The sequence below is a fragment of the Caldithrix sp. genome, from assembly GCF_056497305.1.
This window is the reverse complement of sequence record NZ_JBSMDE010000079.1, coordinates 37,974-51,423: the sequence shown is the minus strand read 5'-3', so window position 1 is coordinate 51,423 and position 13,450 is coordinate 37,974. Positions and strand designations below refer to the sequence as shown.

The window sequence follows — 13,450 nt, the reverse complement described above, 5'->3', positions numbered from 1 at the left end:
CAAGCCTTCCCCCTCTCCCAGATTTTTATTCTGGAAGACGGGGATCGAGGGGGTGAGGGCTAATTGGTGAAATGACTTCCGCTGTTGTAGGAGAAGATTTAATAGTGTAAGAGTTAAAGGGTTCCAGGGCATCGGCCTGTCATTTTTTCAAGAAGTTTTTGGGTGCGGCTTTGCTGCCTTAGACATTACGGCTATCTGATGGTCTTCAGCAGCTCAAGAGTGAACACCCTGGCAGAAAAAAACTGAGGAGCGTACGTTCGCTATTTCTATGGAATACGATGTTATTGTGGTAGGAGCGGGGCCGGCAGGAAGCGCGGCGGCCAAAATGCTTGCAGACAGGGGCTTTAAAACCCTGATCATCGATCGGGCATCTTTTCCCCGGAGCAAAATTTGCGGCGATGGGCTGACGCCCGGGGCAACCAGCCTGTTGCAAAAGCTTGATGTCTTTTCCTTCCTGCAAGCGGAGGCTGCCTACCCCATTAACGCCATTCGATTTGTCACCCCTAAATGGCAATCGTTGCGTGTGCCTTTCAAATCCAAATATGGCGATGCCGGCTTTTTAATTATCAAACGCCAAAATCTGGATTTTGCGCTCTTAAAAAGCGCGCAGCACAGTGGGGCTCAATTTCTGCAGGGCGAGGTTCTTGGTCTACAAAAGGCAGACCACTATGTTCAGGGAGTTCACATACGAACAGGCGGCCAGCGGCAAACCATCAAAGCCCGTATCGTTATCGGCGCCGATGGCGTCAGTTCCGTAGTAGCCCGCTCCCTGCATGTGCCTAAAATTCCGGCCACGCACCGTTTTTTAGCCATCCGCGGCTACGTAAAAGGATTCCGGACGTATGAACACATGGTGGAATTTATCTGGACTTCGGAGCTGAAACCGGGCTACTTCTGGATTTTTCCCACCAGCCAAACAGAAGCCAACATCGGCCTGGGGCTGCCAGCAGACCTGTACCAGAAAAACGGCATTAAACTCAAAGAACACTTTTTTAAATTGTTGCGCCAACCCTTCTTTGAGGATCGGCTTTCTCATAAGATGGAGATTTCCGAATTAAAATCCTGGCCCATCCCCCTGGCCGGATTGTTTAACATGCAACGGGCCTTTGACGGCGCTTTACTCGTTGGCGATGCCGGTTATTGGGTGGACCCTTTAAGCGGAGAGGGCATTCACAACGCACTCAAGACGGGTATGATCGCTGCTGAAGTAGTCAGCGAAGCTCTGCAAATCAACAATGTTTCTCAACCATTTTTAAGGCAATACGAAAAAAGAGCCTGGCAGGTTCTTGGACCGACCATCAAGCGTTCATTACTTTTTGTCCGTGGCATGCGCCATGTACCCTGGTTGCTGGAACTCTATTTCTTTCTGGCCCGTCACAGCCAGCCTGCTTTCCGCCGCTTTTTTAGCCACCTTTCTCAGGATTTTGATTTTGACCTGGAAGGCAAATAGGAACCAATCGCCTGTCATTAAACTCTGTTTCCTTGACGAAACTGTTGGTTCCTGCTGTACAAAATTGCCATTTAAGAGAAACGTATTGTCCGCAAACAGGGAAGTAACGCGAGGGTGGATCTTTTTAGAATATTTCCTTCAAAACTTCTAATGCTTTAGCGTGCGAAAATTTTTGTGCTGAAGATCCTAACTCCCCGCCCCCTTCCCTTCTTTTAATAAAGGGAAGGAGGAGCAAATCGTGCCGGTTTGCTGAGTTCTACTCCGATATGTTAAGATATTTTGCAATTTTCTATTTGCAATCTTTGCCCACTTTGTGAATGCTTCGCTCTTACCAAAGTCTCGAGCTGAAGCTCGAGTTACGAAGGAAGAGGGATTCAGGATCACAGGCCAGCACAGGCCTTAACCGCCTGGGCACAACTTGCGGTTTCACAAAATAATTCGTAATTCGTAATTTTTAATTAAAATTACTTTTTTGCGTCCTTTATGACTTCTTGGCGCTCCCTCTGGTTGCTTTAATCCCCGATTAGAAATGTTTTTGGTTGCTGATCTGCTGCCTTAGTTTTTTTGAATCTTTTAATCCATTTTCTCGTATTTTTTTGTAAATTTGAATATTCTGTGATTTAATTGTATTTAACAAAGACAAAAATATGTGTATATTTGCAGGCAGGAACAATAAGAACACAGAACTTTAGACTATGCTGCACAAAAATGGCGTACAGGAGGCTCCATGTTCAAAACCTTTATTTTAACGCTCCTTTTGCCCACCACTTTTTTAATGGCATCGGGGTTTTCAATTTACGAGCAAAATGCACGGGCCACCGCGATGGCCGGTGCATTTGTGGCCAGGGCCAATGACCCCTCGGCTATCTTTTACAATCCCGCTGGTCTGGCCAGTCTAAAAGGGTTACAGTTCAACATAGGCACAACAGTAATTGCACCAGAATTTGGTTTTAGCGGCCCGGCCAATATGGACGCCCGCTATTTTACTCGCGCTCAAAAAGGAAGTTTTTTCCCCACTACTCTGTACCTTTCTTACAACTGGCTTCCTGGGTTAACAGTGGGCTTAGGCGTTTACTCCCCCTTTGGCCTGGCTACAGAATGGGGAACGAAATCGCAACCATGGGTTGGTCGTCTTTTGGCTACCAAAACAGAGTTAACTACACTGTTCATTAATCCTGTAGTGGCCTACCGCCTCTTTAATCAATTGTCTCTGGCAGTTGGTTTTTCTTTTTTACAGGCCAGCGCCAATCTGGAAAAAGATATTTATTTTGCTCCCCGTGGCCTTTACGGACACTCCAGATTGAAAGCCAACACGCAGGGACTGGAATTCAATTTAGCGCTACAGTACACCCTGCTCCATCGATTGCATTTTGGTGCACACTATCGTAGCGCAAGCAATTTAAATTTTGACAAAGGGACCGCCTACTTTGACTTCCCGGAAACCAGCGATCCCGTGATAAATCAAGAAGTGGCTTCTTTTTTTCCGAAAAAGACCGGAGGCAAAGCCAAACTGACATTGCCGGCTTCTTTTGCTCTGGGACTGGCGTTTGACCTGACCGAAAACTTAAGTTTTGAACTGGATTACCTGCTCCAATACTGGAGCTCGTACAAACAACTTAAAATAGAATTTGATCAACCGGTTGCCGGTGAAACAGAAAGCATTGCTCCACGAAATTACCAGGATTCTTACAGCATTCGCTTTGGATTGGAATATCAGATGGAAAACAATTTTGCTGTGCGGGCTGGTTATTTCTGGGACAAACACGCGGTTCCCAATGAATATGTTGAGCCCGGTTTACCTGAATACAATCGACACAACTACACACTCGGTTTGGGATATCGTTACAAAACACTGACAATCGATCTGGCCTATCACCTGTTGCTACAGGATAATCGTGAGGTAACCAACAATATCCATGCGTTCAATGGAACGTACATCGGAATGGCTAATTTGTACGCCATGAGTGTCGGATATTCATTTTAGGAAACAGAAGGAGTATCGATCAATGAAAATAAAATTACTTCTGATGCTGGGATTTGCGGTTTTACTGGCCTCCTGCAGCCTTTTAGAACCAAAAGTCAAACAATCGACTTTAAGCACCAATGAAAAATTACTTTTCAGCCGCTTGATGGCCCTGGGAGACAACATCATCTCTGGTTATCAGTCCGCAGCCCTGACCGAAAAGCACCAAAAACGGAGTTTTGTGGCTCTGATCGCAGAGCAAACGGAAACACCCGATTTTATGCAGCCTTACATTGCCTACCCTGGTCTGGGCTCGGAATCGTACGCAGGCTATGGGATCCTAAAACTCAAATACCTCGATGATCCTGAAACGCCAAAAACGGTCAATCCAGACCCGGTGATTGTTGCAGAGGCCTTTGCCGACTATGGCTACGATCCGGCCACCAATCCTTTTTCTTCGGACGATGTTAAATTCTGGCCGCTGCCCTACAACAATCTGGCTGTGCCCGGCATTTACGTGGATGATGTTTACAAAGCCACAACACGCTTACGCAGCCGTAGTAAAAGCGGACTATTGGATGTCATTTTGCGCAATCCACTTCCCGATCCTTACGGCTACAAAACGGCCTTTGCTCAGGCCAAACTATTTCAGCCTTCTTTGATTCTTTGCTGGATTGGAATGTACGATATTTTAGCCTATGCCCAGTACAGCGCCATTAATCCCGTTGAAGAGCCGCCTACTTCCGGGGAAGCGTTCAGTGAATACTTTTCGGCTTTAATGGATTCCCTTAAAAGTACTCAGGCCGGCGTGGTGGTAGCCAACATCCCCGATATTCTGGACATGCCCTATTTTCATTCCGTCCCCGGGGTGGTGATCGATACGGTCACCAATACGCCCGTGCTTGATGACAACGGAAAGCCCATGCCTCTTGTTGGAGTAAACGATGGCGATCTGATTCTCTCGCCAGCTAAAATTTTTATTAAACAGGGTTATGGTTTACCTTCTGATTTTCCAAAAAGCAATGGCGAACCTTTGCCGGAATCGGTAGTGTTAGATCAAAGTGAACAGGCCATTGTCCGCGATTTAATTGATGGTTACAACGCCTCCATTGATTCCATCTGTGCCATACGCAATATTCCTGTGGTCGATATGTACAGCTTTTTTAAAGAAATTGCCCAGGGCACCGAGATTAGCGGGTTAACGCTTTCCGCTGAGCCAATTACAGGCGGTTTTTACAGCTTAGACGGGGTTCATCCCTCTGATCTGGGACACGTGCTAATCGCCAATGAATGGCTGCAAACCATCAATAACAAGTTCAGAATCAGCGTGCCTTTGTTAAATGTAATGGATAAACTGCATGAATACCAGTACAGCGATTCGCTGCTGGTTAATCCTTGAACCTGAATTAAATAGTTTTTAAACCCACTCTTTAACACTGGCGGAAATGTTTTCCGCCAATTTTATTTTAGAAGCTGCTCAAAAGAAAACAATCAGCGCATTAATCCATTCATTTTTTGAGCCTGAAACTGTATGACGCTTAACGTGCTCGAATCCGAACTAAACACCGAATTGCGTCCCTGTGGTTCCTGCGGCGGATCGCCGGTAAAATCGTCGCCGCGCTGCCATTCGGGATTTTGCGGGTCTCGTGGGCGACCCTCTCCACCCCAGGCCCAGAAATTACTACCCACCAACGGGCCGCTATTACTGGCATTCTGGTAAATCCAGGTAAAAACCTTACTAAAATACTGATCTCTGTATTTTGTTGTTGCCTGCGGCGAATAGGAATGGTTGTCGCGCGGAATGCCAAACTCTTCCAGCACGAGCGGTTTTCCTACCTGTTCGGCCAATTCAATGTGCTGTTCGATGTATTTTTTTGCTTTTTTCAGAGCTGTTGTAAACGTTTCTTTCGGTTTTAAAGGATCAAACCAGCCCCAGTTCAATATCCAGAGGTGAAATGTCAAATAATCGATATTTTTAAAGGAGTGCATCTGTACGTAAAGCGTGTCTGAAAATTCACTACCGTACATTCCTTCGTTGCCGGTGGAAATCAGATGATTTGCATCCAGCGAGCGAATAAAATCGGATGTTTCTCTAATCCATATTAAAAATACAGGAAAATTCCGTTTAGCTTGCTGGCCGCTGCCCGGTCGGGGTTCATTGGCAATTTGCCAGGACATGATGGTTGGATCTTCAACGTAGCGCCGACCGTTAACGGTATTTTTTCTTAAAATCAAATGTTTAAGATAGGTTCGGAAAAGTTCCTTAGCTTTGTCATTATCGTAAAATCTGGCGCTAAAGTTCATGAACTGTTGCCAGGAATATTGCGGCTTAAAAGGATTGGGAATATCCTGGCCGGTAACCCATGAAATATATTGCGACATGCCGCCAGACCAAACCCAGAAATTGTTCAAAAAAATCACCGCCTTCATGTCGCGTTTGGCCATTTCAGCCAGTAAAAAATCAAGTCCTTTTAAAAGGCGTTCATCATATTCACCAGGCTGAGACTGAATTGGCGGATAAACCGTATTGTGCTGAGTCAAACCTTCGGAAGCGCCCAGCACTCTCAAATTGGAAATGCCCAACGCTTCCAACCGATCAAGTTCGCGCACTAAACGTTGACGATTGCCCCCTTCGGCCAGGGTGCCTAAATTGACCCCGTACCAGAGATTGGTTCCTAAAAAATAATAAGGTTTAGAGTCAATCAAAAATTTTTTCCCTTGAACACTCACAAAGCCCTGCCCGGGTTGAGCGATCAAACCCACTGGCAAACACATTAATAAAACGCCCAGCAAGATTAATGTACGCATTGAACAATCCTATTTAATTAAAACCAACTTTTGTGTTTTTGTTTGACGATTCATTTTCAATTGTAAAAAGTAAATTCCTGAGGCCAACCTGTTACCATTCAATGTTGCGGCATGATCACCGGCGGGTAAAAAACCATCCAATATGGTAACGCATTTTTCACCTAATAAATTGAAAAGCAGTAGTTGAACTTTTCCCGCTTCCGGTAGATGCCAGCGTACCAGAGCCTGTTCATTGAATGGATTGGGATAGATCGGGAATAGCTTAAATTCATTTACCACCTGATTTTCAGGTTCGCTCAAAGCAGTGGCCGACGTCTGTAACGAAAGCGCATCTAATTTCAACCAACCCTGGCCATTGGTACTTGATCCGGCCAGCACATTAAAGGCTATTTCTGCAAGATTAGCCGAACTCAGCCCCGGTAAGTTAAAATGGGAAAAGGGGATTTTAATCAATTGCCAGTCTGGATGGTTTAAAATCATGGAAAATTGATAGGTCGCCCCGGAGGTATCTCTGGCAACAAGGGTCAGATTGCGCTGGCTATTGTCATCTTTCAGCCAGAAACTCAAAACATCCGCCCCTGTAAAGTGGGAATTAATCGTTTTGAAAAATCCGGCATAATAGGCATTGCCATTGCCAATAGCATAGTTTACGCGCAAACATTGTTTGCCCTCCAGAACATCTGTCTGTTCTAATGAGAGTTCGGCATTCGTGCCGCCGCGTACCTGCCAGGCACTGTTTAAGGCAATATTGCTGGCATATTCTTCAAATCTATCGATCCAGATTTCATTGCTCAAAATAATAGATAACGTGTCGGAAAGCAGTTTCTGCGTTGTGGCAAAAATGTTTGCCGTACCGCTCTTTCCGGTCGACTGAAACCAGATGGTGGCCATTCCGTTTTGCGCCTGCACAGGATTTTCACCGATTAGTCGCCCCGCTCCCAGTAATTGGAAATGGACCGGCAGATTTGATTTTACGATTTGTTCTTGCTGATCTATGATGTAACAATAGACAGGAAAACGGTTTGTATCAGCAGCAAAGAGCTGACTGGTGGGCGTAAATAGTTTTAGCTTTTCCGGAATGGCGCCATAATGAACCGGCTTGATAATAAAGGCCTGATCCGGATTTTGTTGACCATCTTCAGGCATGGAGAAAACCAGTTGTCCATTATTGGTGGGCACATATTGAATACCGATTTTCTCTCCGTTCCAGGTATTAAAAAGGGTAACGCTAAAAACCGTATCTTTTTCAGTAAGGTCAGCGATCCGAATAACCTTACCGGCTAAAGGTTTGGCGCTGGATTGACGCGCCCAGCCAAAAGTTAAATCCGCACTCTTTTGAGCATAAATATCCACCTCATTCTGGATTTCATTAAAAGGTTCAAAGCGATAATCCGGGTAATTAATCAGCCGCGCTATTTTCGAGAATGCTTTTAACTGGTTCATCACTTCCAGAGACATGATATTGCGGGAGGTAAATGACCACCAGAATGGCGTTGTGGCGTAACCGCCAGCCCAACCAGCCCACAAGGCATTGTGGTAAAGTTGTGTGTACTCAGGCGAGGGGACGGCAAACCCACCAAAAGTGTTCAGATATCCTGCCTCGCCTAAAATGGCCGGTTTTTCAAAATCTTTCCACAATTGGCTGGCTATGTCGTAGTAAAGCTGTCCGCTGCTGCGAAGAGGATTACCAGGAAAAGGGGCCGACCATTCGGTTTCGTACAAATGCACATTCGGCACATCGACAATTTGATAGCCCTCTTGCCAGTAGATGCCGCCACTCTGCGAGGCGGTACATGGACGTTGATGCGGATCATTTGTTTTAAAAAATTGTTTAACTTTTTTTACCCATTGCGTTGCTTCCTGTTCATGCCCCCGCTGCCAGCCGTCGGTGCCATTGATCTCATTCACAATTTCCCAGATGGCCAGCGCCCGCGAGTACCCCCAGCGGGCAATAATGTAACGATATTGCTGTTGCTGATATTGCCAGGCTTCTTCACTGGCGTAAAAATCCTCTGCGCTGCAAATGTATTTGTAAGGATTGTTGTGCCACTGATGCGACCAAACCGTGTTGGAAAGCAAATCGTGCGGCCAGATAGCCAGCATAATTTTTAAATTGCGCTCTTCTGCCCATTGCAACACCTGATCAATGCGTCCGCATTTCGTCTGATCGTAACGGCCAATGCCCGAATTCAAAGACTCAATAATGCCCTTTTCATCGCCGTACATGATGTTCCAGTAGCCAAAGATATTGGCCCCGGAATTTTGCAACAGTTCCAATCCGTTAGAACCATTGCTAATTCCCCAGGGATAGTAGGCTCCAACTCCGTAAAAAGGCGTTCCATCATCGTATTCAAAATAGCGCGGATTTCGTTCGCTAACGCGAATCCAGCCATGATATTCGGATGAATCAACATCAAAGGCATATTCCGGGCTCCAGGCCGTATCGCCTTGGTTGATGATGCGCACCACAACTCTCCAGGTTCCGGTTTCATTGGCCGCAAAACGGATTTTCCAGGCATTGGCGGTCTGGTAATTATCGTAAAAACCGAAAATCTTCCAGGTGCTATCGCCAGGCGAAGTGAAGTATCCCATCACGTCAATTTCATTGGAATTGAAGGGATTGGTAAAGGCGGCATTTTGCAATGTCAGTTCGATTTCCACTTTTTCGTAAAGACGCGGATTTTGCGGCGAAATGGTTTTTACATCAACCGAAAGCCCGGCCAGTAAAAATCGGTTCAAAATTAAAATCGAAATTAAAATTTTTATGAAATTCACTTTTGCTTTTTTCCTATTCCGTTAATTTAAACATCTCCGGTAAATCTTTTAAAAACAGAGTAAAGTCGTCTTTGTAAAAATCAAGAAAATCGGGCACTGAAGCATGCCCGGGATACGGGGCAAAGTGGTGCGTTTTGCTGGCATTGCGCCACACCGCGCCATAGGCAATTTTTTGTGCCTGCGCATGGTTTTTAATCGGTGCCAGGAAACAGCGCGTGTACCAGTTGGGAATTTTCAAATTGGCTTCCTGACCGCTAAAGCCGTAATAATCGCCAACTTCGGTCAAAGCCGCTAATTTTCTTCTGTGCTGCGCATGTTCAACAGCCCAGACCACTCTGGATTGAAAACGACGAATTTCATCTTCATCGCCTCTACCAAAGTAAAAATCAAGGCCTAAAATATCCACGTACTCATCACCAGGATAGTCTGTAAGGTAAGCGCCTTTTGATTCAAATTGATTTCCATCGGGTGAAAAAGCATAGATCAAATTGTGAACATTGAGTGAATCGCGCAGATAGTGAACGGTAAACTTCCACAACTGCCTGTATTGCTCTTCAGTACGATGCCCTTTGCCCCACCAGAACCAGTTTCCGTTTTGCTCATGGTAAGGCCGGAAAATAACTGGAATACTTGTGCCATCCGTACCGCGAAGCCGTTTAACATATCTGGCCAGCATCTCCAATTTTTTCTTGTAAAAATCATGATATTGGCCGCCAGGCAAAAGTGAAGCAACCACATTGTAATCAATATGCTCCTTGTAGAATCCAATACTCTGCGGATCAAATTGGTGCCAGCAAAAAGTGGTAACACCCCCCATCTGGTGTGCATATTTAATGCGAAAAGTGTAGTGCCTTAATTCATCTTCGGAAGTCTGAAAAAGGTAGTAGACATCCCAGCTAAATAGCGCGGGATAAACGCCGCAAACATCTTTCACATCCGACCGCGTGTCCATGTTTTTCCAGCCCACGCCATAGCCTAAAGCATCGTGCATGCCAAATAGCATATAGTTTTTCGCAAGCTGCTTCAGATTGTGGAAGAGGTAACGGGTTTCTTTGGTAGCCCGGTCATCGATTAACGCACGTAAGTTGGAATGAACACGAGTTTCGAAAACCGTTAATGCGTTGTAAACAAAACTGACCATGCTGTCAATCCGACTTGCCATTGTATTTTTACCCGCGTTATTTAAACATTTTTTTGCATCGTTTAAAGCCATCTGACATTCGGTAAACGCTTGCGCCGGATATTGTCCCTCGTTATTACCCTGCACGCTGTTGGCCAGCAATTTTTCTCCGATTTGAATGGCTTCATTGAGCGGTTGCAGCTCTTGCGGAATGGCATCATTCTCCGGGCCATTCCGACAGGAAGCCATGTTAAAAGCAATCAGCAAAAAAAATAAAAATGGCTTCACGTTTTACCTTATTGTAAATTTTTTGATTAATGAACGTATTAAACCGCGCCTTAATTTGTTAAACAAGCCGATAAAAATTTTTTATTTTAAGAGGAGCATTTTCTTGATCTTCAATTTATTTTTCCATTGTAATCGGCACCAATACACCCCGCTGGCCAGACTGCTTAAATCGATTTGCACGCTGTGTGATCCGGCGCTCTGAACCTCGTTGAGCGCTGTTAGAACTTTTTGACCGAGTAAATTAAAAATTTCTAAATGTACTTTTCCTGTCTGTGGCAAGTAATAAGCCATGGTCGTTTGATTGTTGAATGGGTTTGGATAATTCTGGAAGAGTTCAAACGTTGCAAGCTGCTGATGGGTTTGACGGACAGGCAACGCTCCTAAAATTTGCACCTCTGGCGCGCGTTTTCCAGAGAAATAAAACCATTCTTGCTGATAATCTATGAGCGTCTGATACGTTGCGGTGATTAACTTTAAATCGAATTTTAAATCACTGCTGTCCTCCTTCGCCTGGTGCACTTCTACGGCCAGCACATTGTTACCATTACGTAAATATTGAACATCCTGTTCATCCAGAATGATCTGTTGCGTAGCGGAAAGATCTTCAACCGCCCAAACATCGTAATTAAGATGGCCTTCATTCAAGTTGTGCCGGTGAACTTCATGTCCATTCAGATAAAGCGCAAAGCCGTTGTCAAAATTTACAATGGCCGCCAGCATGGAGATATTTTGCACATCGTTTAAGTTAAAGTTTTTACGAAAATAGACTGTACGCGAGTAAGGCAGTTGCGTGTTGCCATCGTTTTGCCCTTCAAACACAAACGGCGCCGGTCCGCTGGCCCAATCGCTTAAATCGTATTTTAAATCAAACCAGTAAACCGCTCGTTGCAGGGTATCTACTTTAATGGTAATGGCTAAGGATGTGTCCATTGTGTTGCCAAACAGGTCCCGTGCCCGTACAAATATGTTAAACGTCTGTCCCTGTCGGCCATGTAACTTCGTACTGTGTTCCGTGCGACTTTGTCCCTCTTCAAAGTCGTATTGCATGCTGTCAAAGGATAGGTCGTAAAAATCGTATTTTAACAAAGCTTTTTCATCGGTTGTTATTTGGATGGAAAACACGGTGTCAGTAGCTACAAAAGGAGAAGGAGGAAATTCTACGAAGAGCGGCGGAATGGTATCGGCCGCTACCGGTCCATACATATCGGGCAGATCACTTTCGAAAAAGGTGTAGGGATCGTTATAAAATTTTAAGAAATCGGGCACAACCGGATGGCCAGGGTAAGGCGCAAAATGGTGGTTGGTATCCTGGTTACGCCAGACTGCCGCATAGCTGTAGAAGTCATTCAGGGAATCGGTGGTTAAGGCCCACAACAGGACATTGGTAAAAAAATCGATGGTGTCCAGGCCTTCCTGTCCCACTTCGGTAAGGGCGGGAAGTTTTTGATCATTCAGAGCCTGTTGGGCCACACGACGCAATCCTGTTTTAAATATTTCCTTATCAGCAGTCGTAATCACATCGCCAAAATAGTGGTCCACGCCGTACACGTCGATGTAGTCTTCCCCGGGGAAAATCGCTTTGTAATCGGTTCCCCAATTGGCCTGATTCAAAGAGGGTGAAATGGCGTAGAGCAAATTGTGTACATGCAAAGAATCGCGCAAATATGTGACTGTAAATTGCCAGAGGTCAATATATTGCTGTTTTGTACATTGCCCTTTGCCCCACCAGAACCAGCCTCCATTGTGTTCGTGGTAAGGACGAAAAATGACCGGAATGGATTCCCCGTTTTCCCCGCGCAGCGATTTAAAAAACAAAGCGACTTTTTTTAATTTGTCTTTGTATTGTTGATGAAATGCCCCACCCGGCAAGAGGGTGGCCACGACATTCTCACCGCCTACATCATCGGCATAAAAACCACGGCCCTGCGGATCGTATTGGTGCCAGCACATGGAGAGCACGCCTCCTCGCCGATAGGCCGAGGTCATTCGATAACGCACTCTGTCCGTTTCCAGATTGCGCGTCACTTTGTACATCTCTTCCGAATAAAATGCCGGGTAATCGCCACACACATCCTTGATATCGCTGCGATCGTCATCGCCGCTCCAGCCCACGCCATATCCAGTGGCATCGTGCATTCCAAACAAAATGCCTTTATCTTTCAGATAGTCGAGGTTGAGGTAAAGGTAGCGTGTTTGTAGAGTGGCTTTCTCATCCACCAGTGCAAGTTCAGGACCATGTACTCTGGTTTCAAAAATAGAACATGCATCGTACAAATCCCAGGTTGCCTGGTCCAATGCTTCCTGGGTTACATCAGACTGATTAAAAACAGCTTCGGCCTGTTCAATAGCTGCCCATAATTGCGTTCTGGAACCTGCAGCGAATTGTCCCTCTTCATCGCCTTCGACGCTGTTGTCGTAAAGTGCGTGAGCGGCATTCAAGGCTCGTTCCAATTCGCGGTTATCCAGCAAATCGGCCGCCCGAACCGAATCGGCTATCCGTAAATCATCGAAATAAACCAGGCCGCTTCTGGGATTTGTGGTACCGCCGTCCAGATAGAAATAGATACGATTCATCATCAGCGGTGCCGGTGCCAATAGTTCAAACTTGTAGGTGTGCCACTGTTCATCAGCAGGTAACATGACCTGCAGCCAGTCATTGGAACCATTGTCATAGATTGGTTTTAAGGTAAGCTCAGTAATGATGTTCGATTTGGCACGCAAGGTAATGTAACGCCGGCCGGAAGCATCCACTTTTTGCGGAGGCGTCCAGTTAAAATTGTCCCATTCCCAGCTGGAAGCCACCCGGTGGTAATTGATCTCCATGGTTCCATTTACCGCCTGTAACTCGAAAGTGCGCAGCGCATCTCCGGGTACCTGCCAACCATCCAGCTGATTGTCGTCAAAATTTTCAACAAAACCGGTTACCTGAGCATGAAGCGCAGAACACATGAAAAAAATCAGAAATAAAACTCGCTTTTTCATATTAACGTTACTCATTTTAATGCGACCGATATTTAAAATTGGTACATTCAGGCTCATTCTTCTC

Annotated in this window: 7 protein-coding genes; 3 read left to right on the top strand and 4 right to left on the bottom strand. The window is 45.5% G+C overall.

Annotated features, from left to right (window positions below):
• Positions 1-268: 268 nt before the first annotated feature.
• The 3 genes from ACWB0I_RS07015 (at position 269) to ACWB0I_RS07005 (ending at position 4,812) form a co-directional block, all read left to right on the top strand.
• Positions 269-1,450, top strand: coding sequence for an NAD(P)/FAD-dependent oxidoreductase (locus ACWB0I_RS07015; RefSeq protein WP_479387340.1), 1,182 nt, complete (start codon positions 269-271; stop codon positions 1,448-1,450).
• Positions 1,451-2,177: 727 nt separating this feature from the next.
• The gene (locus ACWB0I_RS07010) at positions 2,178-3,434 is read left to right on the top strand and encodes an OmpP1/FadL family transporter (RefSeq protein ID WP_479387339.1); all 1,257 of its coding nucleotides are present in this window, start codon (positions 2,178-2,180) and stop codon (positions 3,432-3,434) included.
• 22 nt (positions 3,435-3,456) lie between these two features.
• On the top strand, positions 3,457-4,812 hold the full coding sequence (locus tag ACWB0I_RS07005) for an SGNH/GDSL hydrolase family protein (protein WP_479387338.1): 1,356 nt from the start codon (positions 3,457-3,459) through the stop codon (positions 4,810-4,812).
• A 92-nt stretch (positions 4,813-4,904) separates the two neighbouring features.
• Here the strand turns inward: ACWB0I_RS07005 and ACWB0I_RS07000 are convergent, their stop codons facing one another.
• The 4 genes from ACWB0I_RS07000 to ACWB0I_RS06985 form a co-directional block, all read right to left on the bottom strand.
• Entirely contained in the window at positions 4,905-6,221 is a 1,317-nt protein-coding gene (locus ACWB0I_RS07000; RefSeq protein ID WP_479387337.1) for a glycoside hydrolase 5 family protein, read from the bottom strand.
• Between the two features lie 9 nt (positions 6,222-6,230).
• Entirely contained in the window at positions 6,231-8,996 is a 2,766-nt protein-coding gene (locus ACWB0I_RS06995) for a DUF5060 domain-containing protein (protein WP_479387336.1), read from the bottom strand.
• 13 nt (positions 8,997-9,009) lie between these two features.
• Positions 9,010-10,404: a glycoside hydrolase family 26 protein gene (locus ACWB0I_RS06990; RefSeq protein ID WP_479387335.1), complete on the bottom strand. Its 1,395-nt coding sequence runs from the start codon at positions 10,402-10,404 to the stop codon at positions 9,010-9,012.
• A gap of 81 nt (positions 10,405-10,485) precedes the next feature.
• Entirely contained in the window at positions 10,486-13,443 is a 2,958-nt protein-coding gene (locus ACWB0I_RS06985; protein ID WP_479387334.1) for a glycosyl hydrolase, read from the bottom strand.
• Positions 13,444-13,450: the final 7 nt, after the last annotated feature.